Source organism: Nocardia sp. NPDC056564 (assembly GCF_042793755.1).
In the GTDB taxonomy this organism is placed as follows: domain Bacteria; phylum Actinomycetota; class Actinomycetes; order Mycobacteriales; family Mycobacteriaceae; genus Nocardia.
Genome location: NZ_JBHTUR010000001.1, coordinates 273,740 through 297,027, shown reverse-complemented (window position 1 = coordinate 297,027; position 23,288 = coordinate 273,740). Strand labels below are relative to the sequence as shown.

The window sequence follows — 23,288 nt, the reverse complement described above, 5'->3', positions numbered from 1 at the left end:
TGGCGCACGGACCCGTCTCGGGACACACTTGACGGCGTGAATCGCATGCCATACGGCCCGATCGCCGACCACCGGGCGGGTCAGCGGTGACCGCCCTCGCTCGCGGCGAGAACCGGCCCGCGCCCGCCGACCGGATGACGGTCACCGTCACCTGCTCGGCCGGAGTCGACGTCTCCGCGCTGCTGCTCGGCGCGGACGGCCGCGTCCGGACCGACGCCGACTTCGTGTTCTTCAACCAGCCGGTCGGCCCCGGCGTCACCTACCGGCACGGCAGCGGCCGCGGCGACATGGTCGACGTGCAGACCAGCGCGCTTCCCGCCGATGTGGACAAGGTCGTGGTCACCGCCAGCCTCGACGGCAGCGGCCCGTCGACCTTCGCTGCCGCGGGCACCCTGCTCGCGACGATCGGATCCGATTCGGGGGCACTGACTTTCCCGATGGACGGGCTCACCACCGAAACCGCCGTGGTGTGCGTGGAGATCTATCGCCGCGGTGGCGCCTGGAAGGTGCGGGCCGTCGGGCAGGGTTACGACAACGGGCTGGCCGGTATCGCCACGGCATTCGGCGTGAACATCGACGACGAGCCCGCGGCGCCCGCACCGCCGCCGAATCCGCCTGCCGCCCCACCGGTTTCGGTGCCGAACTATCCGCCGCCGCCCGCGCCGAACTACCCGCCCCAGCAGGCGTACCAACCGCCGCCCGCCTACACACCGCCCGCGCCATCACCTCAGCAAGGAGCACTGCCGATGCAGAGCGATCTGTTCAACCCCAGCCACGCCGAAGTCAACGGCGTCGGCATCCAGAAGCAGGGCGGCAAGATGATCAAGGTCGCCGTCAACGGCGAGGTCATGGCCCGGGCCGGTTCGATGGTCGCCTACCAGGGCGACATGCAGTTCAAGGCGCTCGGCTCCGGCGGCATCGGCCGCGCGATCACCCAGCGGCTCACCGGCGAGGGCGTGCCGCTGATGAGCGTCTCCGGCCGCGGCGATCTGTTCCTCGCCGACAGCGCCGCCGACGTGCACATCATCGACCTCGACGGCAGCGACGGCCTCACCATCAACGGTTCCAACGTGCTCGCCTTCGACACCAGCCTGTCCTACCGGATCGCCAGGGTGCAGGGCGCGGCCGGCGTCGCCAGCAATGCCGGGTTGTTCAACTGCGTGTTCACCGGGCGCGGCCGGATCGCCATCACCACACACGGCTCGCCGGTGGTGTTGCAGGTCGATCAGCCGACCTACGCCGACCCGCAGGCCGCGGTGGCCTGGTCGTCGAGCCTGCAAACCGGGATCAAGCGCAACGACTCCTTCGGCCTCGGCCGGCTCATCGGCCGCAGCACCGGCGAGGGTCTCACGCTGGCCTTTTCCGGGCGCGGCTTCGTCATCGTGCAGCCCTCGGAGTTGCCGCCCGGCGGACTCATCGGCGGCACCGGCGGCGGCCAGCAGGCCGGGCAGAGCGGCGGCGCGCTGGGCGGCCTTTTCGGTTGACGCAACCGATCGGATTGTGAAACATCTGCGCGCCGCGATTGACCCGGCGCGCAAGGTCCGCGATGATCGCTACCACCTCGGATCCTCCAGTTTCTTGCGACGAGGTACTCCTATCACTCTGGCATTTCGGCACGCAGCGTGGCGGCAAGGCGAAGAGAGGCCTGAAATTTGATGAGCAGCAAGCGTTTTAGAAATTGGTCGGCAAGGTTCGCGGTACTCGCCGGAGTCGCGACCGCCGGATTCGCAATGACGGCAACCGCACAGGCCGAACCGCTATGGCCCGGCGGACCGGACATTCCCGGCGTGCCCGCGATCATTCAGCCCCCGCCGCCCGCCCCGGTGTACGCACCGTGCACCGCGCCGAAGACGCGCGCCTGCATGCGGCTCTCGACCAAGGAAATGTGGCTGATGGAGGACGGCAAGACCATCTATGGTCCGAAGCCGATCGAGATCGGCAGGCCGGGATATGAGTCGCATGTCGGTGTCTTCGACGTCGACTTCAAGCGCGAACATTTCTGGAGCACAATGCACAACGCGCCGATGGAATGGGCCGTCTTCTTCGACGGCGATATCGCCACCCACATCGGCCCGCTGGATTCGAACTCGCACGGCTGCATTCGGATGAACCCCGATGCCGCCGAGGCCACGTATCGCCATCTCGAACCGGGCGACATCGTGGAAGTCGTGGAATGAACGCCTGAACCCATATTCATCGCATAAACGGGATGCCCGCACGGGCATCCCGTTTTTGTTTGCCCACGTCGCGCAGACCACACCGATCCGGTCAGCGAACCGGAGGGTTCCGGCAAGGGCGACCGGCTCCCCAGAATTGCCGCCAGGGCTGCTGACGTAGCCGTGGGCGACGGAGGGTAGCGGGATGCCAGACGACTTCGGGCAGGGCAAGCAGGGTGCGGAACGGACCGATGCGGGCCAGCCGGGTAGTGGTGGACCGACGGCGCCGACGATCGCCCTGCCGAAGGGGGGCGGGGCGATCAAGGGCATCGGGGAGAAGTTCGCCGCGAATCCGGTGACCGGGACCGGGTCGTTGACCGTGCCGATCAGTGTCAGTCCCGGCCGGGGCGGGTTCGGGCCGCAGCTGGCGTTGGCGTACGACTCCGGGGCGGGCAACGGGCCGTTCGGGCTGGGGTGGAGTCTGGGGCTGCCCGCGATCACCCGCAAGACCGACAAGGGACTGCCGAGGTATGACGACTCCGGTGAGTCGGATGTGTTCATCCTGTCCGGGGCGGAGGATCTGGCGCCGGTTCTGGTTGAACAGCAAGGGAATTGGGTTCGCGAAGTACTTCCGGTCCGCACCGTCGGCGGGATCGGCTATCGCGTACAGCGGTACCGGCCGCGCGTCGAAGGGTTGTTCGCGCGCATCGAGCGGTGGACGAATCTTACCGATGCACGAGACATCAGCTGGCGGTCCATCTCCCGGGACAACGTCACGACCTGGTACGGACGTGACGCCCGGTCACGCATCGCCGACCCCGGGAATCCGGAGCACATCTTCAGCTGGTTGATCTGCCTCAGTTACGACGACAAGGGCAACGTCGTCAGTTACGAGTACAAAGCGGAGAACGCCGAGCTGGTCGCCGACACGGCCAACGAACTCCAGCGGGAACGCCGAGCCAACCGTTACCCCAAGCGAATTCGCTACGGAAACCACACGCCCTACTTCCCCACCCTCGACCCGGTGGCGGCCTGGCCCGCACCACCCGCCGACGATCAGTGGTACTTCGAGCTCGTCTTCGATTACGGCGAACACGATCTCGCGCGGCCGCTGCCCGCGGACGAACCCGGCTGGGGTAATCGGCCGGACCCGTTCTCGTCCTACCGATCCGGCTTCGAAGTGCGCACGCATCGACTCTGCCGACGCGCCTTGATGTTTCACCACTTTCCCGAAGAGGCCGGGGTCGGCGCGGACTGCCTGGTCCGTTCCACCGACTTCGGTTACGCCCACGACCTCGACCCGGCGAACGAGCGTAATCCGATCCACGCCGAGCTCACCTCGGTCACCCAGCGCGGATACCGGCGGACAGACAGCGGATACCGCAGCCGGGCATTGCCGCCCGTCGAATTCGGCTACCGCGAGGCGCGGATCCAGGGCGAGGTCCGCGAGCTCGACCGGGATAGCCTGGCCGGCTTGCCGATCGGTGTGGACGGCGCCGAATACCAGTGGGTCGACCTCGACGGTGACGGCGTCGCCGGCATTCTCACCGAGCAGGATGGCGGCTGGTTCTACAAGCGGAACCTGAGTCCGGCCGAGACAGCCGGCACCGCAGCCCGGCTCGCCGCACCCGAACTGGTCGCGCCGCTGCCCGCGGCCTCCCTGGCGGCCGGCGCCCGATTCGTCGACCTGGCCGGCGACGGGCAACCCGACGTCGTCCGGTTCGACGGGCCCGACCCGGGGTTCCACGAACGCGACGACGCGAGCTGGTCGCCCTTCGCGCCCTTCGACCACCTGCCCAACCACGACTGGCACGACCCGAACCTGCGCTTCGTCGATCTGGACGGCGACGGCCTCATCGATGTGCTGATCTCCGAACAGGACGCGTTCCTCTGGTATCCGTCGCTCGGCGAGGCCGGCTTCGGCCCGCAACAGCGCGTCGCCACCGGGCGCGACGAAAACCGCGGCCCGGCAGTCATCTTCGCCGACAGCGAGCAGACCGTCCAGCTCGCCGACATGAGCGGGGACGGCCTCACCGACCTGGTCCGAATCCGCAACGGCGAGGTCTGCTACTGGCCGAACCTCGGCTACGGGCACTTCGGCCGGAAGATCACCATGGACAACCCGCCATGGTTCGACCACCCCGATCAGTTCGACAGCCAGCGCGTCCTGATCGCCGACATCGATGGTTCCGGCACCACCGACATCATCTATCTGCACGCCGACGGAGTCCGCGTCTACCTCAACCACTCCGGCAACAGCTGGCGAAATCCGGTGTCCCTGCCGGTCTTTCCGCCGGTGGCCGAGCCGATTCGGGTGCAAACGCTCGACCTGCTCGGCAACGGCACCGCCTGCCTGGTGTGGTCCTCGCCGCTGGCCGGCGACGCACACTCCCCGCTGCGCTACCTCGACCTGATGGGCGGGCAGAAGCCGCACCTGCTCGTCACGGTCAAGAACAACCTCGGCGCCGAAACCGAGATCGGTTACACCCCGTCGACCACCTGCTACCTCGCCGACAAACTGGCCGGAAAGCCCTGGGCGACAAAGCTTCCCTTCCCGGTCCACGTCGTCGACCACGTCACCGTCCGCGACCGCTGGCGCAACACCACCTTCACCAGCACCTACAGCTACCACCACGGCTACTTCGACGGCCCCGAACGGGAGTTCCGTGGTTTCGGCCGGGTGGAGCAGATCGATACCGAGGACTACGGGACGTTCGGTGACGCGAACACCAACAGCCCGTACATAACTCAGGATCATCGGCTCCACCAGCCGCCGGTCAAGACGGTCACCTGGTTCCACACCGGTGCGCTGATCGATGGGCCTCGGACAGTGCATCAATTGGCGCGCGAGTACTTTCCCAACTGGTTCGAAGACCTCAAGCCCGGCACCCAGGTGCTCGGCACCTTCCGCGAGCGTGCGGTTCCCGAGCTGGATCTGGACGCGCGCGACCTGACCGCCGACGAGCTGCGCGAGGCGCTACGGGCTTGCCGCGGGACGCCGCTGCGCCAAGAGGTCTACGAATTGGACGCCGACGCACTGGCCAACGGGCAGCAGCGCCCGGTCCGGCTCTTCTCGGCGAGCTCCCGTGGCTGCCATCTCCACCTGGTGCAACCGCGGAAGAGCAACCGGCACGCGGTATTCCATGCGACGGAGAGCGAGGCGGTCACCTACCACTACGAACTCGACCTCCGCCCGGCGACCCTGGTGCCCGACCCGCGAATCGGCCACACGCTGAACCTGCGCGTCGACGAATACGGCAACGTTCGGCAAACGGTGACGGTCGGATACCCCCGCCGGCAGCCGGCGCCACTCGACGACCCGCTGCTGCCTGCCGGTGTCGGCGCCTTGGCCGCCGCCGTACAGGGCGGAATACACCTCGCCTACACCGAAACTCGCCATACCGGCGACGCGATCGCCGACCAGGATCGGTACCGGCTCCGGCTTCCCTGCGAGACGAGCACTTTCGAGTTGACCGGGATAGCGCCGAGTACCGACGGCTACTTCGGCCTAGATCAGCTGCGCGGACTCGACCTCAGCGACAACTACCCGAGCACCGGCACGCCCGTCGAAACGATTCCCTACCAGCAATTCCCGGACGGCACGCGGCCGCAGCGGCGGCTGATCGAGCACACCCGGTCGCTGTTCTTCGCGGACGCGCTGGACCGCCCGTTGCCGTTCGGCACACTGAACACCCAGGCATTGCCCTACGAGATCTACACGCTGGCCTTGACCGATGCCCTGCTGACCACCGTCTTCGGCGCCACGCTGACACCGGAGGCAACTGCCGCACTAGGCGATGTGGCGGTCAGCGGCTATCTGAGCGGTCGGATCCTCGAGCAGCGCCTGGGAACGGATACGGCGGGCCAGTATTGGCGCTGCTCGGGCATCGCCGGTTATCAGCCGGACGCTGCCCAGCACTTCTATCTGCCCGAGCGCTACACCGACCCGTTCGGCAATATCACTGTGCTGGAGTATGACTCGCGCGACCTGTTCCTTCGGTCGAGCACCGACCCCCTCGGAAACCGCACCGAGACCATCGCCTTCGACTTGCGCGTGCTGGCACCCAGCTCGGTCCAGGACATCAACGGCAACCGCTCTCAGCTGATGTTCGATGTCCTCGGCATGCCGACCGCGCTGGCACTGGCGGGCAAACAGGGCGAGGGCGACTCGCTGGCCGAATTCGCCGACGCCGCAACAGACCCGGAGCTGAACGAGCTGATCGCTTTCTTCGTGACCGACGACTACCGGACGGCGGCCGCACAGACGCTGCTCGGGAAGGCGACCACGCGAGACCTGTACTACCTCGGCGAGACCATCCAGAACGGCACCGTCGTCTGGGGCGCCCACCCGCCGTGCGCGGCCGGAATCATGCGGGAACACCACGCATCCGAGGCCCCCGCCGGGCCGGTGCAAGTGAACTTCGCGTACTCGGACGGCAGTGGTTCGGTACTCGTCAAGAAGGTCCAGGCCGAGCCCGAGTCGCCCGGCGAAGCGTTGCGCTGGGTGGCCAGTGGCAAGACGATCCTGAACAACAAGGGCAAGCCGGTCAAACAGTACGAGCCCTACTTCAGCCCGCCCCCGGTCGGTCACCGCTTCGAGGAACCGAGCGAAATCGGCGTCACACCGGTGCATTTCTACGATGCGCTCGGCCGCCGCGTGCGCACCGAAGCGCCCGACGGCAGCGTCGATCGAGTCGACTTCTCGCCGTGGCAGATCACGGCCCACGATCCCAACGACACCGTGCTCGATCCGGGCAATGCGTGGTACGCCCGGATGAGCGCGTCGGCCATAGCGGCCGAACGGCGCGCGGCGCAGCTGGCCGCCGCACACGCGGGCACTCCCACGCTGACCCTGCTCGACAGTCTCGAACGCGCGGTGCTGACGATCGCACACAATCGGACGGACGGCATCGACGAAAAGCAGGTCACCTTCACCAAACTCGACGCCGAGGGCAAGCCGCTGTGGATTCAGGACGCGCGCGGTAGCCGGGTGATGCAGTACGTCACGCCACCGCTGCCCGGCGGCATCCACCCGTTCGATGACCCGCAGAACCTCGCCCCCTACGGTGTCGCCCCCTGCTACGACGTCTCCGGCCTACCGCTGCTCCAGCACAGCATGGACGCGGGCGACCGCTGGCTGCTCAACGACGCCGCGGGCACACCGTGGTACGGCTGGAACAGTCGTGGGTTTCGGACGCGGACGACCTACGACGCCCTGCACCGTCAGGTCGGTGTATTCGTCCGCGCCAGCGGGGATTCGACGGCGAGCGGCCGGCCGCGCGATCCCGCCGGACCGCCGGAGGCCGAGGTGCTGGTCGAACTGAGCGTGTACGGCGAAGCCCATCCGGAAGCGGGTAACAATCTGCGCGGCAAGACCTTCCAGGTGTATGACGGGTCCGGTGCGACAACCACCGAGCGCTACGACTTCAAGGGAAATCCGCTCGCCACCGCGCGTCGCTTCGCCCGCGACTATCAGAACACTCCGGACTGGTCCGCGCTGGCGGACCTGACCGATCTGGACCGGATCGCCGCAGCGGCAGCGCCATTGCTCGAGACCGCGCCCCCGCTGACGACGCGGACACAGTACGACGCACTCAACCGCCCGACCACCGTGACCGCGCCGGATGCCAGCGTCTACCGCGCCACCTTCAACGAGGCCAACCTGCTCGAGCGCGTCGACGTGAACCTGCGCGGCGCTCCGACCCCGACGGCGTTCGTCACCGGGATCGACTACAACGCCAAAGGGCAGCGGCTGCGGATCGACTACGGGAACGGCGCGACCACCACATATACCTACGACCCCTTCGTCTTCCGTCTGGCGAAGCTGCGCACCACCCGCCCCGCCGACCCGGACACGACCGCCTCGCTGTTGTTCGAGAACGCGACCGTCGTTCAAGACATCGACTACGTCTACGATCCGGTCGGCAACATCACCCGCATCGAAGACTCGGCGCTGGCGACGACCGTGCAGGCCGGTGCCGGCAGTGATTACCTCTACGACGCGCTCTACCGGCTGGTCGGCGCCACCGGTCGCGAGCACAGCGGACAGACCGACTTCGCGCTGACGCCGAATGACAGCAATCGCCGCGACTTTCCCTTCGCCGGCGCCCGCATCCACCCGAATGACCTGCAGGGCCTGCGCGATTACGTCGAACGCTACCGCTACGACGCGGTCGGCAACGTCCTGCGGTTCGTCCACCACGCCGGCGGCAACATCGACCAGCCCGGCCAGACCCGGTGGCAGCGCCGCTACCAGTACGCGCTCGACAGCAACCGGCTGCTGGCCACCAGCCAGCCCGGCGACCAGGAGGAGCTGCCCGACTACGCCACCACCGGCGGTTACAGCGCCCGGTACGGCTACGACGCGCACGGCGAGATCACCTCGATGTCGCACCTGCCACTGATGCGCTGGAATCATCGCGGGCAACTCAGTGCCACAGCGCAACAGGTGGTAGCCGGCGGAACGCCCGAAACCACCTACTACGTCTACGATTCCACCGGCCAGCGGGTGCGGAAGATCACCGAGACATCGACCGGGGCGCTGAAGAATCAGCGAATGTATCTGGGCGGCTTCGAAATCTACCGCGAGCATCGCGGCGGTACCGTGACGCTGGAGCGCGAGACCCTGCACGTCATGGACGATCAGCACCGCGTCGCCGTGGTCGAGACCTCGACCACGGCGGACTCCGCCGAGCGCATCCGCTACCAGCTCGGCAACCATCTCGGCTCGGCCAGTGTGGAACTCGACGAAGCGGGCGCCCTGGTCAGTTTCGAGGAGTATCACCCCTACGGCAGCACCGCCTTCCAAACCGGTCGCAGCGCGGCCGAAGTCGGGCTGAAGCGCTACCGCTACACCGGCAAGGAACGCGACGACGAGACCGGCATGAATTACCACACCGCCCGCTACTATCTGCCGTGGCTCGGCCGGTGGGCCGGCGCGGATCCGGTCGGTGTCGAGGCGGGCGTCAATCTTTATGCGTACTCCCGGCTTTCGCCCGTACGCTTCATCGATCCGCACGGCACACAGGAACGGCCGGTCGATCCCGCGCAGCTCACCAGGGACCAGGTGGCCGATATCTGGACGAAATCGAAGAACCTCGACGACTTCCGATTCCGGCTCAACCTTGGGCCGGTGGACGACGCCACGCTCAACAGCTATCTGACGCAGAAGGGGATCCTGCCGCAGCCGGAAGTGGACAAATCCGCTCCGGCCGTCTGGCCGGCCGGCGGCCCGCCGGCCAGGATCGAGCGGGAGATCGTGGTGCGTCCGTTCGACAATCCCGTGGCCAAAACCCGGTTCAAGAAGTTCGCGACACCGGATGAAGCGGTCGAGTACGAGAATCGGGCACAGTCGGTCGAGCACTACAAGGCCAGCGTGGCGGCACTGGGCGGCATCGCCTCGATCGGGGCCGCGCGGGCCGCGAATCACGACGTCGGCGCGGTCGCGCTGGATACCAGGGCGACCGCCTGGGGTGCGCCCGTCGAGACGGCGCCGATTCCGGCGCCCAGCCCGGCCGGCCCGCCCGCGGGAGCCGCACCGGCGTCGCCCGCGGGTAGTCCGGCCGCACCCGCCGGACCGCCCGCACCCGCGCCGGCCGGACCGCCACCCGAGGAGTTCGCGGGCCTGGTCCAGCGGCTGCAAACGCAGGTGTCGCAAACCGTGGAGAGCCTGCGGCCATTCCAGGAATCCAGAACGGTGCCGTATTCATTGCAGGTCTCCGCGGCGACGGGACAGGTCGACGGGAAACCGGCAACGCTGATCACCCTGAGCAATCCCACCGCGCACGACCTGTTCGCGCGCGGCGTGCTGCAACTCCCGGCGGGAACGGCGTTGGGCCCGCGCCCGGTCCTCTGGAAATCGAAGCTGCCGATCGGTGCGCACGTCGAGCGGTCGGCCGTCGGCGGATTGGAGGAACAGGGAGCCCGCGGCGGCTTCGTGACCACGTCCGGCAACGCCTGCTTCGACTGCAGCAAGGCGTGGATGGAAGGGAAGTTCCCCACCTGGATTCATCTCAAATGGAGCGACTTTTCGGGGCAGTGGGATTAGCTGTCGGTCTCGCAATGCCCCACCGTTGCGCGCGTCCGCGCTCGGGCCGGATAGTTTTCGGTCATCCTGTGACGAGCAATCCGGGCGCGTCCCGGCCGGTACACGAGGAAGCGAGTCGATCGTGCGGGTGGTAGCCGAGGTTCTGGTCGGGTTGGTGGCGGCGGTGCACGTCTACATCGTGGTGATGGAGATGTTCCTGTGGACGACGCCGCGGGTGCGGGCGGCGTTCGGCAGCACGGTCGAATTCGCCGAGCAGACCAAGGTTCTGGCGGCGAATCAGGGGCTGTACAACGGGTTTCTGGCGGCCGGGTTGATCTGGGGGATCATCGCGTCGGATCCGGTCGGGTTCGCGGCGATGATCTTCTTCACCGCCTGCGTGGTGGTCGCGGGGATCTACGGTGCGGCCACGGCGAGCCGGCGCATCCTGTTCGTGCAGGCGTTGCCGGGTGCGGTGGCGCTGATCGCGGTGCTGGTGGCCGGCCGCCAGTAGCCGGCTACGGGACGCTGAGGTCCGTGCAACCGGGCGTCGGGTCGACGACCAGACAGCCGGCCGGGGGCCGGGTGGGCCGGTAGTCGGCCGCGACTCCGCCGGCCGCGATGGTCTCGGTGTAGGTGGCGACCGCCTTGGTGGCGTGGCGTTCCAGGCTGGGGTCGTCGCGCACGTTGACCGTGTAGAGGCCGAATCGCGGGCTGTAGCTGCCCCATTCGTAGTTGTCGGTGATGCTCCAGTAGTTGTAGCCGATGATGTTCATGCCGTCGGCCTTGGCGCGCTGCAACCAGTAGACGGTGTCGCGCAGATGGTCGCTGCGGTTGTAGTTGCCGGTCCCCGGCACATTGTCGTCGTCGGACATGGCGTTCTCGGTGGGCATGCCGTTCTCCACGACGAACAGCGGCTTACCCGGCGCCATGCGCGAATAGCGTTGAAGCGCATAGTAGATGCCCTCGGTCCGGATCGGCAGGTTCCACATGCCCGGTGCGCCGACGGCCGCGATGGACCGGACGGTGGCCGGCGGCATCGACATCGGCGGTTCGAAGGAGAAGTAGTAGTCGACGCCGATGTAGTCGAGCCGGTCCCGGATCTTGCCGAACAGCGGGCCGTTCACCTGATCGTCGATGCCGGCTACGTAGCCGATATTGCTGGTCACCTGGGCATCCGGCCGCTTCTGGTGGATGTAGTCGTAGATCCGGTTGTGCGCGTCGGCGATCTTGTCCTCCATCCGCGCCTGATCGGTCGCGTTGTTGCGTACCTCGTGCATGATGTAGGCGACCGGCTCGTTGATGGTGACCCACAACGGATTTCGCGCGGCGTATCGGTCGACGACCTTGCGCATGTTGGTCAGCCAGGCCTCCACCATCTCCGGGTTGTCCCACCCGGTATCCGGTGTGTCCGAATGCTTCCCATGGAACGCGCCGTCGTAGGCCCAGCCCGGGTACACCCAGTGGTCGAGCGTGAGCATCGGTCGCATGCCCGAACTGATGATCTTCGCGATCACCTTGTCGTAGAAGCGGAATCCGTCGGCGTCCCACTCCAGCCGGCTCTTGGGCTGCAGCCGCGCCCACTCGATGCCGATCCGGAACACCTTGACCCCCAGCGACTTCGCCAGGTCGATGTCACTGGCATACCGGTCGTAGAAGTCGATCGAGCTCTGGTACCTGTCGTACTCCGGATGGTGCTCGATGTAGCGCACCCAATTGCTGTCCGGCGCATCGTTGTCCGGCGAAACCCGGTTACGGGAACCCGAGTTGATCGAGCCCAGGTCGGGCGCGGCATCGGCAGGCGCGTGTCCCTCCGATTGGAAGCCGGACGCCGCCACACCCCAGAGGAACCCCGGCCCGAGTGCGCCGCCCGCCACCGGCTGCGGTGGAGCGGCCACACTCACACCGGGAACCAGCAGCGCGGCCATCGAAACCGCGAGCGCTCCCGCGGCACGCCGACTCCATGTGCGCATAAACCGAGAACTTAACCGACTAATTGCCGAACCCCCGGTAACCCCGGTCGTCCCGGCGAGTGCGTGGCCTGGCACGGGCACGTTCCCTCCCTGTTCAGTTGACGGATAGACGGTGTCCGATACGGGCGATCGCGGCGACCGGCGGCGCCCCGTAGCCCCCGTTGCTGGCCCTGCCCGCCGCCTCCTCGGCGGCCGCGGCCGCGTTGGCGACCGCGATGTCGTCCGGGGCGAAGGCGGCGGCCTTGGCGGCGACGAGCGCGGTCGCCGCCGCCTCCTGGACGGTGATCGCCGCGTCGGCGGTGGCCACGGTGTAGAAGGTGGCTTTGATGGCGTGGTTGGCGGCTACGTAGGCGTGCCACGCGGCGTCGCGAGTGGTGTTCGCGGCCGCGACCGCGCGCGCGGCGCCGTGGGCGCGCGCGACATGGTCGACCGCCTTCTCCCGGTTCACCGCGCGCTTGGCCGCGGCGCTGGCGCGACTCGCCGCGCTGCTCGCCCTGGCGCGCGCCTGGGCGAGCAGTTCCCTCGACGCGTCGAGCTCCAGCAGCGCGGTGGCCCGAGCACTGCCCGGCAGCAGCGGAATAACCTTGCCTACCACCGGAACCCGCCCATCTGGTCGAGTCGCTCCCCATCGTCGTCGGCGTCGAGCCAGTCCGCCCCTGCCGTCCCGGGTCCCCCGTCGGTCTTCCAGAACGCGAGGGAATCCGTTCCGGCGCAGTAGATGACGACCGCCAGCACGGACAGAGCGGCCAGTTCCTTCGACAGACGCGACACAGCGAACCCTCCTCGATCATCGATCGTGTGCCGGAGGAACTCCGGCGGATGCGGTTACCCAGGATGCGCGGGACGCGCATCTCCGTTCGCCCGAATGCGATTCGGAACCAACGGAAATGCGCGCGTGCCGCCTAGCCCAAAATGCCGAAGGTAAGAATCCCGACGAGGTTCTCCGTTACCGCGAGCACGCTGTTCACTAGACCGAAGAGACCACTCAACATGACTTGCTCCTGTGATTCGCCATTGACGGATCGGTGCCATTCGTCGAACGTGAGCACGAGCTGGATCGCCGAGGAAGGCTAGCGCACCTGCCCCCAAAAGGACAAAACACCTGCGCCAGGCCGCCGTTCACCGCGCAGACCCACCCGCTGGAGCATTGCCCCAGCTCACAGCACTATTAAAACTAGTTCGAAATTTCTTCCATCCGAACGTACCCGGGTTACGAAGACACTATCGACGCCTGCCACTGACGGTTCCCGACATGGTCAGCGTTGGACACCCACCCGGGCTGTTCCAGCCGCCTGGAGTTTTCGCCGCGCAGCACCACCGACATTTCAGACTCCGCGTCGGTTTACCGCACGAAGACTGACCAGACGGCTCGTCACCAGATGAAAAACGAAAGGGAGAACATGATTGCACCGCTCCTGACCGCCGTTGTCACCGCCCTCACCTCGGGACTCACCAGCGTCGTAACCGCGCTGCTCGGCGGCTGATTCGACACGGTCCGGGGTGGCGGCGAAGCCCACCCCGGACCGGTGTACGCCGGAGACTCTCCCGAGCAGAACCAGCCTCAGGCCATGCGAACCGATGTGAAGGTGGGGACGTTGCGTCGAATGCTGTTCTCCCGAACAGGTATTCGGAGACTAGGAACACTCGTCGCAGGTACGGCCTTCGCCATGAACGCGGGCGTCGGCGTGGGCGCGGCAACCCCCGCGACCGGCCAATCAGCGCGCTGCCCAGCGCTTTACGCCATCGGCGTGCCCGGCACCGGTGAATCCACCCCCGATGCCGACCCGTCCCTCGACCACGGCATGCTGTCGTCGATCTTCCTGCCCATGCTGGCCGCCGAACCGAACCGAACAGACCGCGCCTATGTTCCGTACGAGGCCGGCTTCGGCGGCGCCGTGCCAGGGGGCGCGGTCCCGTATTCGACCTCGGTGACCGGTGGCTTGCAGCAGTTGCGCGCGATGGCGCAGTCCGTCGTAGACCGGTGCGAGAACACGCGTTTGGCGGTCGTCGGGTACTCGCAGGGCGCACACATCGCCTCGCTGTTCGCCCAGGAGGTCGGCCGTGGCCAGTCGAGCGTGCCCGCCGACCGGGTGGCCGGCGTCGCCTTGCTCGCCGACCCCACCCGCTACCCCGGCGCATCGTTGTTCCCCGGCGCCGCAGGCAAACTCGCCCCCGACCCGCCGCCCGGCACCATCGCTGACGGGCTCGCCGGACTACAGGCCCAGCCCGCGCCCGCGCCGGGCGGTGGCATCGGGCCCCTGCGCGATCTCGCCCTCGACTTCGGCACGCTCACTGGTCGCGTCGCGTCTTTCTGCATCGACGGCGACCTAGCCTGCGATTCCCCGACGAACGCACCGATCCTGCACATGATCACCAACATCGCCGGCCAGGCCCTGCTCCCGCTCGACGATCCGCTGACCGCGCTGTCCTCGATCACCGACGCGCTGGCCGCCACCGTCAACAAGACCACCACCGACGTCGTCGACAAGGACCTGCACGGCCTCTCCCCCGGCAGCCTGGTCCTGTCCAGGGACAAGTCGCTCAGCCAGCGCCTCGCCGAGGCCTCCGATCCGCGTTCGCTGATCGACGATCCGACCGCGCAGTCGGCGATGCTGCGCCTGGCCACCATCACACTCAACACGCTGACCAGCATTGTCGGCGTGGTCCTGAGCCCAGAGGAGGTCTGCCAGATCGGGACCGTCGGCGCGAAGGATCCGCTCGCCGGGCTGGCCACCCTCGCCGCCAAGATGTTCGCCTCGATGCCGCGCCGCTCGTCCGCACCGCGGTTCACCCAGGTGCTCACCCAGGCGTTCGACGCGATCGGGGATCTGGTCAGCGACAACGCCCAACTCATCGACAGCCAGGTCTGGGCCAAGTATCAGGACGCGGTGACCCGGCACGGCGCCTACGCGGTCACCACGGTCGCCGCGGGACGGCCCTCGGTGCAGTTCGTCGCCGAGTGGTTCACCGCGCTGTCGCGTGCGCTACCCGCGCCCGCCGAGCCGAAAGCGGTCGGCCAGCCGGACAGTGTGCTGGCATCCATGCCCGGCCAGGAGGCCCAGGCTCCGGCCGCCGGCGGCGGCACCGCCGAAGCGCCGCCCGCACAGCACACTTCGCCGAAGGCCAAGGATTCGACGACCGAGGCAGGCATCCGGGTGGACCCGGCCGATCCGGCCCACGGTCGGATCCGAACGGAATCCGCCGCGGCGAAGGCCGAGCAACTCCACACCGGCCGTCGAGTCGTTTGGGCGCTGCTGCTGTCGGAAACCGTCGGGCTGCTCTATATCGGGCGACGGCGGATTCTCCGAACGGATTCGGACACAGACTTTCTCGGCTGAATCGACAACAGGCAGGTCCGTCGCTGATCGGTGCGATGCGCGGACCTGCCTGCCGCTGTTCGAATCGGTTTCGACTCAGTACGGCGTGGAGATCAACGGGCCGGCTTGGCCTTTGGCGTGCTCTGGGCGCCGGGCTGCGGTCCGAGGAAAAGATCGAGCCACTCGTCCGAGGTCTTGCCGAGCGGCCCCATTTCGGCGCCACCGTGCGGCGGGCGGAGGAAATCGCGCAATGCGGAATTGAGCGCCGCGGCGGCTTCCTTGTCGGCGGCGGTCGGCTCTTGGGGAGCCGCGTCCGCGCTCTTTTCCTTCTTGCCCTTCTTGTCCCCCTTCGGCGTGACGATGCCGAGCGGGTCGGTGTCGTGCGTGTCCGTCCCGGCGGCGTCTACCTGCTGCGACGGCGCCGTTTCGGTGGACGGGGACGGCGTGGCGCCGGCCGCGCCCGCGGCAACGGCGAGTGTCGCCGCGACGGCGAGCAGACCGGTCACCGCGACGGTCGCGGTTTTGTGAAACATGAGTAACCCCTTGTCGTATCGAAGGCGGTACATGGGGCCGACGACTTGACAGAGACGTGTCGGCACTACGGCATATTCGGATCCACGGCGGGTCTGGATCGGAGAATTCAGCGCGAATTTTCGCGGTGGCCGATGAATTGCCCGACGATGCGGGGGGAGGAACGAATATGTCCGGTGCCGAATACACGACCGATGAGGCCCGGGGATCTCCCGGACCTCATCGGACTGTGTACAGCGATAGTGAGCCGCAGGGGCGACCACGACTCACTCTGCGGAGCTGCCCCGAATCTCTCGGGACTCCACCAGGTTACATAGCCGATCGCTATCCCGTGGCGATTCCGGATGGAATGATCTGCTGACCGCGTAGCGCGGGGATAAACGCAATCTTGCATTCCGCAGAAAGTGACACGCCGACGTGCAGAATTCTCGGCGCACATCGGTAACGGGACGCCCGCCGATCCCGAATCACGGTTACCTCGCCGCTTTTCCGCGAGGCGGCACGAATGAGGACGGTCGGCGATGACAGGTAGTTCTGGTTCGAAAAGGGCACGACGCGCCGGCTGGGCGGTCGCGATAGCGCTTGCGGTGATCGCGCCGCTGGTCTCGACCCCGCCGCGGGCGAGCGCGGAGGCCGTGGTCGACCACATCACCAAGCGCACCGACCGCTGGGCGGAGGTCTACGTGCGGTCACCGGCGATGGGCCGCATCGTCCAGCTCGACGTCCTGCTTCCCGCGAACCAGGCCGCACCGCATCCCACCCTGTATCTGCTCGACGGCAACGGGTCGACCGAAACCCAGACGCTGAGCACCTGGACCATGCGTACCGACATCGTGAACTTCTTCTCCGACAAGGAAACCAACGTCGTGATGCCGGTCGGTGGCGGCGGCACCTTCTACACCGATTGGCTCGCGGACGACCGCAAGCTCGGGCACAACAAATGGGAAACCTTTCTGACCCAGGAACTTCCACCGTTGATCGATAATCTCCTGCACGGCAACGGAACCAACGCCATGGCGGGGGTATCGATGGGCGCGCAGGCCGCGACGACCCTGACCTTCCGCCACCCCGCCCTCTATCGCGCCCTCGCCGCCTACAGCGGCTGCCTCTACTCCAGCAACCTCGGCCAAGCCACGGTCCGGACGACGGTGGCCGACAAGGGCGGCAACGCCGACAACATGTGGGGCGGCCTCGCCAACCCCGAATGGCCCGCGCACGACCCGACCCGGCACACCGAAGCACTGCGCGGCAAACCCATCTACCTCTCCACCGGCAGCGGCGTCCCCGGCCCCTACGACCTCGCCTTCGACCCCAGCTACTCCTACCCCACCGACCTCACCCAGGCGATCGCCATCGAGCAGGTGGTGCACGACTGCACCCTCGTCTTCGACACCGACCTGCGCCTGCACAACATCCCGGCCACCATCCGCTACAGCCCGGTCGGCACCCACTCCTGGCCGTATTGGCAAGATGCCCTGCATGATTCGTGGCCGACATTGCGAGCCGGCCTGGGGATCTGAGCGGCGCTACGCCTCGTGCGGGGCGTGGCCGGCGAGGGCGTTGTAGGCGTCGCAGGCGGCGATCAGGGTTTCGCGGGTGCCGGCCTGGCGGGCGGGGTCGCTCGCGGTGACGCTGCGCCAGTCGACCCAGGCGGCGGCGAGCCGGTCCACCGCCTTGCCCAGGCCGTCGCGGTCCGGCGCCGCGTCGGCGATGCCGTCGATCAGGTATCGGCGGAGGGTGCGGGCCGCCCGTTCGATGCCGGGCGCGGTGACCCGGCGCACGCCGGGCGCGCTCTGCTCGATGGCGGCCCGGTGGCGGTGGATCCACTCGTCCACGGCGGCGAGCAGGCAGGCGGCGCGGAGGATCGAGGCGGCCGGATGTCGTTCCGGGACAACGTCATGCATCGCGTCCAGCAGTTCGCGGGCGGTCGGGAGGGCGGGCAGGGCGCGCGCTCCGGGGGACGGTCGACCGGCGGGCTCGGGCATTGTTCCGACTCCAATATTCGGCGTTCGGCAAACGAGCTGGTAGATAGAGAGTCGCAGGCGTGACGGTGGGCTGTCTTGGGCTGAACACCAAGGTCGGCCCCGTAACTTGTTCCGCTGCACAGCCATTCACCCGGCCCCGGCCGCCGCAGCTGCGGAACGCCGGGACCGGGTCCGGGCGGGCCGGTCACGGAGGGACATCGCAGGCAATCCCCGGCGACTCGACACCGACCGAGACCTGCGGCGTGTCGGCATGTACGGATAGCAATCCGCTCTGGATAATCCGAATGTGGCATCGGTACCGATGAGTCGCAGGTCCGCGCTGGCGCTGGCGGCAGGTTTGCCCCTCGGCCTGCTGGCAGCCCGGCATGCCGCGGCCGCCGGGTCGGCGGTGCGGTACACCATGACGGCGTTCACCAACGACAGCGAATCCGCGTTGTATGTCTACGAATCCGACGACGCGATCAACTTCCGTCCGCTGGTCGGCCCGTACCCGCACGGCAGTCCGGCCTATCGGCCGCCGGGCGGGCTGCTCCGCGACCCCAGCGTCTTCCGCCATGTCGACGGCGTCTACTACCTCACCTACACCACCGCGTGGGAGGGGCAGACGATCGGCTTCGCGAGCAGCGTCGACCGGATCACCTGGAATCACCTGTACGACTTCCCGATCCAGGTGGACGGCCTGAACGTGACCTCCAGCTGGGCGCCGGAATGGCTGGTCGACGCGCAGGGCCGGGTCCACGTCATCGTGTCGCTGTCCGATGGCTGCCGGTTCACGCCGCACCTGATGACCACGGTCGACCCGGCGCTCCCGTCGTCCTGGAGCCGGCTCACCCCGCTGGCCGGGCTCGGCCCGCCGCTCGGCTATCAGGCCCCGGTCGATCGCCCGACCTGCGACCGCTTCGGCTACGGCTACATCGACACCACCATCGTCCCGGTCAACGGCACCTACTACGCGTTCATCAAGAACGAAACCAGCAAATTCATCGAACTCGCCATCGCGCGCGATCCGCTCGGTCCGTATCTCTTCGACCCACTCGCGGATCCGAACAACTGGGGTGCTCCACGGGAAGGCCAATGCGTCATCCCCCTGCCCGGCGGCGGCTGGCGAATCTTCTTCGACGACTACGACGAAAACAATCCCAGGTATTTCTACAGCGACAGCCACGACAACTTCCGCAGCTGGACAACCCCGGCGGATCTACCCGAGCTGTCCGGCTTCGTCCGTCATTTCACCGTGCTGCCGGAAATCATTTAGCGGCGGCGGAATTCACCGGCGAGTCCTCGTCGGTCGACTGGTTCGATCTCCCGGTCGCCGCGTTCAACGTGGGCAGGTATCCCCGGGCGTGCCCGTCTTTGTCGGGGTGGAACGACTCGACCGGATCGCCGAGGTCGAGCTGATTGATCCATGGATCGCGCCCGCAGATCCCGTGTCCGGCGAAGCGGGAGCGCGGGTCGGCGAAGGTGAACCCGGCGGCCTGGGCGCGGGCGGCGATCACCCTGTCGAGTTCGTCGGCGCCGCGGTTGAGCGAGTCGCGTTTGTGCAGGCTGAAGCTCAGCGGACAGGGGTCGCGCTCGAAGAGCCTGGGGTAGCCCAGGACTACGACCTTGGCCTTCGGCGCCTTGGCCTTGATGTCCCGGTAGAGACCGTCGAGACGGCCGGGCAGCGTGCGGTTGACGTAGTCGATGCCCTTGTTCACCGCGGCGTCGCAACTGGCGTCACTGGCCGGGAATACGCACGAGCGCAGGATGTCGGAGAAACCGGCGTCGTTGCCGCCGGCGGTGAGGCTGACCAGACCGATCTTGTCGCTCAGCGCCGCCAGTTGCCCGCTGCGCACATCCTGGGTCGTCGCGCCGCTGCAGGCCTTGAAGACGAACGACCCGACCGTATGGGATGCCGCCCACAGTGCGGGATAAGCGGAATCGCTACGGCGGCAGGAGCCGCTGTCGGGGCGGTATACACCGATGCCGACCCCCGACGAATAGGAGTCGCCAAGAGCGACATAGTCGGTGGGTGCGGGAGCGGGTGCGGCAACGGCGACGGCGGCGGGCAGCAAGCCGGTCACGAGTGCGGCAAAGATCGTCTGCACAGCACGGGCGCGAATCATGATCTGCTCCAAGGGGAGATACAGCGGCGGCGCGAAAGTCGGCCGGCAACAATGCAACGATACGAACTCTTTCCGCTCTATCCGATCCTCTTTGCTCCCCAATTCTTGACATGCGGCGATACGCAACTGGGGAGTACCGCACCCGCGCCGCAATCAACCACCGCCGACGAATCCGATCCGGCCGGTCTGGCTTTCAGGATTCGCGGGCCGCGATCGCGGCTTGGATTCGGCGGAGGGTGCGCAGGCCCTTCTTCGCGGCGACGCTCACCATGCCGTCGAAAACCGTTGCGCCACGGTCGTCGGCCATCAGTCGTTCCAACGTCGGGACGGCGCGATCGTCGCCGGTGGAACCGAGCGCGACGGCCGCCCAGTAGCGCTGGTCGGGGTCGTCGCCGCCGGCCGCGGCGATCAGCCGCGGGAGGATGTCCGGCGCGAACTTGGCCAGGGCGCTGGCTATGTAGCCGATGCGGTAGTACCGGCGATGCTCGAGTTCGTGCCAGAGCGCCGCCAGTGCCGCGTCGCCGCCGATCATGCCGAGCGCCTCGGCGGCGCGTTCGCGCATTCCGCTGATCGAATCCCCCAGCAGCGGAGCGAGTTCCGGGACGACCGAGGCGTCGCCGAGCACGCCCAGTGCGATCACCGCTTCCTCGCGAGCCATCTCCTGCGGGTGGTCGAGCATGGCGACCAGGCCGGGCACCGCCTCGCGGAAGCCGAGCGCGGCGCAGCCCATCGCGGCCCACGCCTGGCAGTTGTACCGGGTGTCGGCCAGGGCGGCGAGCAGCGGTTCCTTCAGCGTGTCGTCGCCGAAGATCGCCGCCCGGTTCAACGCCCGGCTGTACAGCGAACGGTGGTAGTCGGGATAGTCACGGACCAGCGCGCACAGCACGCCCTTGGCGGATGCGTCGCCGTCGGCCGCCCGCGCGAACAGGAGCCGCAGATTCTCCTCGCGGGTATCGAGATCGCCGTCTTTGAGGAGTCGCGCATCAGCTGGGTTCACCGCCCAACGGTACCTGGTCACGACCTGCGCACCCGACCACGTTTGCGGTGGTCAGCGTAGGTGAACCCGGTGCTCTTACCGCCGAGGTAATCGACACGGTGCCCCGTGCTCTGCGAATGTCGTGCGGCATGCAACACGGCTACGCCCGCAGGAGGACAAGGTGACCACCGCAGACGCCACCCGAAGCACCGTCGACGCCTTTCTCACCGCCCGCGCCAACGGCGACACCGAGGCGCTGACCGCCCTGTTCGCCGACGAGGTCGACTGGTTGCTCGCCGAGAACCCGGTGGTGCCCTGGATCAGGCCGCGCCGCACCGCGGCGGAATGTGCGGCACAGTTCGACGAACTCATGGCTCACGTCGTTGCGGAGGATGCCCGCGCCAGTATCGATACCGTTCTGGTCGACGGCGCGGATGCCGTGCTCTTCGGGCACCTGTCCGGCACGGTGCGCGCGACCGGCAAGTCGTTCGACGGACCGTTCGCCCTGCGCCTGACCGTGGAGAACGGCCGCATCACCCGGCATCACCTGTACGAGAACAGCCTCTCCATCGCCGAGGCCTGCACTCGTTGATCGTGTCCGGCAACACGACCTCGAGCCGAAACCCTATGGCAGGCTTGGACGACGCGCCGAGCATCATCCTCGACCGGACCGCGCACCTACGAGAGGAGGCGTCGATGACGACCGTGAACACCGCGGCAGGGCGGCTCCGCGGTGACCACACCGCCGGGGTCGCCCGCTTCCGCGGAATCCCCTACGCCGCGGCTCCGGTCGGCGCACTCCGATTCGCGCCACCGGCCCCTGCCGAGCGCTGGGCGGGGACCAGGGACGCCACCGGCTACGGCCCGACCGCGCCCCAGCCTGCCTTGCACCCCGCGAACGCGAACCTGGCACCGCTGACCGGACCCGGGTGGGTCGTCGGTGACGGCGACTATCTCAACCTCAACGTCTGGACACCCGACCCCGGCACGAGCGGGCTGCCGGTGCTGGTCTACCTGCACGGCGGCGGCTTCATGATCGGCTCGGGCGCCGCGCCCGCCTTCGACGGCACCGCGTTCGCGCGCGACGGCGTCGTCCTGGTGACCGTCAACTACCGGCTCGGAGCGGAGGGCTTCCTCGCGCTGTCCGACGGGGCCACGAACCTCGGATTGCGCGATCAGCTCGCGGCGTTGCGGTGGGTGCGCGACAACATCGCCGCATTCGGCGGCGATCCGGACCACGTCACCGTCTTCGGCGAATCGGCCGGCGGCACCTCGGTCGCGATGCTGCTGCACTCCCCGCTCGCCGCCGGGCTGTTCCGGCGGGCGATCGTCGCGAGCGGACACGACGAGATGGCCCGCGGGCTCGCGCGCACCGAAGAACTCACCCGGGCGCTCGCCGCGCGGCTCGGAACCGACTCGGCGGCAACCGAATTCCGCGCATTCACCGCCGCGGATCTGCTGCGCGCACAGGCGGCGCTGTTTCGCAACGAACCGCGCCCGGACCTGCGCGACGGCAACGGTGTCGACCCCGGCCACCGGCGTGCGCTGTTCCTCCCCACCACGGGTGACGACGTGCTCCCCGACCCGGTCGGAGTGGCGAGCAGCCACGACGTCGACCTATTGATCGGTACCACACTCGAGGAGGCCAACCTCGGCCTCGGCGCCGAGCAGTTCGCCGCCTTCGAGGCGCCGGATGCCGTCGCCGAGCTGGCCGCCACCCATCCCGATGCCGAAGCGCTGCTGAAGCGGCACGGGCTCGACGACCCCGCGGTCACCCCCGCGCGCGCCCTCACGGCCGCCTACACCGATCTGCTATTCCGCGCACCGAGCCGCCGCACCGCGCGCCGCCACTCCGGCCCTACGTATGTCTACGAATTCGCTTGGCGGTCAACCCGATACGGTGCCGCGCACGCGCTCGACGTCCCCTTCGTCTTCGACACCACAGCGTCCTGCCGCGAGCTCCTCGGCGATACCGCCCCCGACACGCTCACCCGGGCGATGCATCGAGCCTGGCTCGACTTCGTCACCCACGGCGACCCCGGCTGGCCTGCCTACGACGATGCCAGGAAAGTCATGCGGTTCGATGCCGAGTCCCGTGTCTGTGTGGAGACCGATCCCGAGGACAGCGGACACTCCTGAATCGGCGTCTTCGCACGTCCCTGGCCGTGGCCCGGAATGCCGGGGTGAACCTCCGGGTCTTCCCGGATTCGCGGACCGCGCCG

16 protein-coding genes are annotated in these 23,288 nt (G+C 67.9%); 9 read left to right on the top strand and 7 right to left on the bottom strand.

Annotation, left to right across the window (positions count from 1 at the left end; all coding sequences use genetic code 11):
- The first annotated feature begins 86 nt into the window (after nt 1-86).
- From ACFQ9K_RS01470 to ACFQ9K_RS01455, 4 genes are all read left to right on the top strand, one after another.
- Entirely contained in the window at nt 87-1,484 is a 1,398-nt protein-coding gene (locus ACFQ9K_RS01470; RefSeq protein WP_378720212.1) for an AIM24 family protein, read from the top strand.
- Between the two features lie 171 nt (nt 1,485-1,655).
- Nucleotides 1,656-2,177, top strand: a complete 522-nt coding sequence (locus ACFQ9K_RS01465; protein ID WP_378720213.1) for a L,D-transpeptidase — start codon at nt 1,656-1,658, stop codon at nt 2,175-2,177.
- A 184-nt stretch (nt 2,178-2,361) separates the two neighbouring features.
- Nucleotides 2,362-10,203, top strand: coding sequence for a SpvB/TcaC N-terminal domain-containing protein (locus ACFQ9K_RS01460; protein WP_378720214.1), 7,842 nt, complete (start codon nt 2,362-2,364; stop codon nt 10,201-10,203).
- A 121-nt stretch (nt 10,204-10,324) separates the two neighbouring features.
- Nucleotides 10,325-10,693, top strand: a complete 369-nt coding sequence (locus tag ACFQ9K_RS01455; protein ID WP_378720215.1) for a DUF1304 domain-containing protein — start codon at nt 10,325-10,327, stop codon at nt 10,691-10,693.
- A gap of 4 nt (nt 10,694-10,697) precedes the next feature.
- On the opposite strand, the gene ACFQ9K_RS01450 is transcribed toward ACFQ9K_RS01455, so the two are convergent.
- The 3 genes from ACFQ9K_RS01450 to ACFQ9K_RS01440 all read right to left on the bottom strand — a co-directional run bounded on the left by ACFQ9K_RS01450 (nt 10,698) and on the right by ACFQ9K_RS01440 (nt 12,923).
- Entirely contained in the window at nt 10,698-12,152 is a 1,455-nt protein-coding gene (locus tag ACFQ9K_RS01450; RefSeq protein ID WP_378720216.1) for a family 1 glycosylhydrolase, read from the bottom strand.
- A 94-nt stretch (nt 12,153-12,246) separates the two neighbouring features.
- Complete coding sequence (locus tag ACFQ9K_RS01445) at nt 12,247-12,747, bottom strand: hypothetical protein (protein WP_378720217.1); 501 nt, start codon at nt 12,745-12,747, stop codon at nt 12,247-12,249.
- The gene (locus tag ACFQ9K_RS01440; protein WP_378720218.1) at nt 12,741-12,923 is read right to left on the bottom strand and encodes a hypothetical protein; all 183 of its coding nucleotides are present in this window, start codon (nt 12,921-12,923) and stop codon (nt 12,741-12,743) included. The genes ACFQ9K_RS01445 and ACFQ9K_RS01440 overlap by 7 nt, the downstream gene beginning before the upstream one ends.
- A gap of 896 nt (nt 12,924-13,819) precedes the next feature.
- Here ACFQ9K_RS01440 and ACFQ9K_RS01435 point away from each other — a divergent pair.
- Entirely contained in the window at nt 13,820-15,490 is a 1,671-nt protein-coding gene (locus ACFQ9K_RS01435; protein WP_378720220.1) for a cutinase family protein, read from the top strand.
- 92 nt (nt 15,491-15,582) lie between these two features.
- On the opposite strand, the gene ACFQ9K_RS01430 is transcribed toward ACFQ9K_RS01435, so the two are convergent.
- Nucleotides 15,583-16,002 (bottom strand): hypothetical protein, encoded by a 420-nt coding sequence (locus ACFQ9K_RS01430; protein ID WP_378720221.1) that lies wholly within the window; start codon nt 16,000-16,002, stop codon nt 15,583-15,585.
- Nucleotides 16,003-16,521: 519 nt separating this feature from the next.
- On the opposite strand from ACFQ9K_RS01430, the gene ACFQ9K_RS01425 reads away from it, so the two are divergent.
- The gene (locus ACFQ9K_RS01425; protein ID WP_378720222.1) at nt 16,522-17,520 is read left to right on the top strand and encodes an alpha/beta hydrolase; all 999 of its coding nucleotides are present in this window, start codon (nt 16,522-16,524) and stop codon (nt 17,518-17,520) included.
- 6 nt (nt 17,521-17,526) lie between these two features.
- On the opposite strand, the gene ACFQ9K_RS01420 is transcribed toward ACFQ9K_RS01425, so the two are convergent.
- Nucleotides 17,527-17,985 carry a hypothetical protein gene (locus ACFQ9K_RS01420; protein ID WP_378720223.1) on the bottom strand — a complete coding sequence of 153 codons (459 nt, stop codon included), beginning with the start codon at nt 17,983-17,985 and terminating at the stop codon, nt 17,527-17,529.
- A 301-nt stretch (nt 17,986-18,286) separates the two neighbouring features.
- On the opposite strand from ACFQ9K_RS01420, the gene ACFQ9K_RS01415 reads away from it, so the two are divergent.
- Nucleotides 18,287-19,240 carry a glycoside hydrolase gene (locus ACFQ9K_RS01415; RefSeq protein ID WP_378720224.1) on the top strand — a complete coding sequence of 318 codons (954 nt, stop codon included), beginning with the start codon at nt 18,287-18,289 and terminating at the stop codon, nt 19,238-19,240.
- Here the strand turns inward: ACFQ9K_RS01415 and ACFQ9K_RS01410 are convergent.
- Nucleotides 19,233-20,090, bottom strand: coding sequence for an SGNH/GDSL hydrolase family protein (locus ACFQ9K_RS01410; protein WP_378720225.1), 858 nt, complete (start codon nt 20,088-20,090; stop codon nt 19,233-19,235). The genes ACFQ9K_RS01415 and ACFQ9K_RS01410 overlap by 8 nt on opposite strands.
- A 193-nt stretch (nt 20,091-20,283) precedes the next feature.
- Entirely contained in the window at nt 20,284-21,087 is an 804-nt protein-coding gene (locus tag ACFQ9K_RS01405; RefSeq protein WP_378720226.1) for a HEAT repeat domain-containing protein, read from the bottom strand.
- Nucleotides 21,088-21,247: 160 nt separating this feature from the next.
- Here ACFQ9K_RS01405 and ACFQ9K_RS01400 point away from each other — a divergent pair, with 160 nt between their 5' ends.
- The gene (locus tag ACFQ9K_RS01400; RefSeq protein WP_378720227.1) at nt 21,248-21,658 is read left to right on the top strand and encodes a nuclear transport factor 2 family protein; all 411 of its coding nucleotides are present in this window, start codon (nt 21,248-21,250) and stop codon (nt 21,656-21,658) included.
- Nucleotides 21,659-21,762: 104 nt separating this feature from the next.
- Nucleotides 21,763-23,205 (top strand): carboxylesterase/lipase family protein, encoded by a 1,443-nt coding sequence (locus ACFQ9K_RS01395; protein WP_378720229.1) that lies wholly within the window; start codon nt 21,763-21,765, stop codon nt 23,203-23,205.
- Nucleotides 23,206-23,288 lie beyond the last annotated feature (83 nt).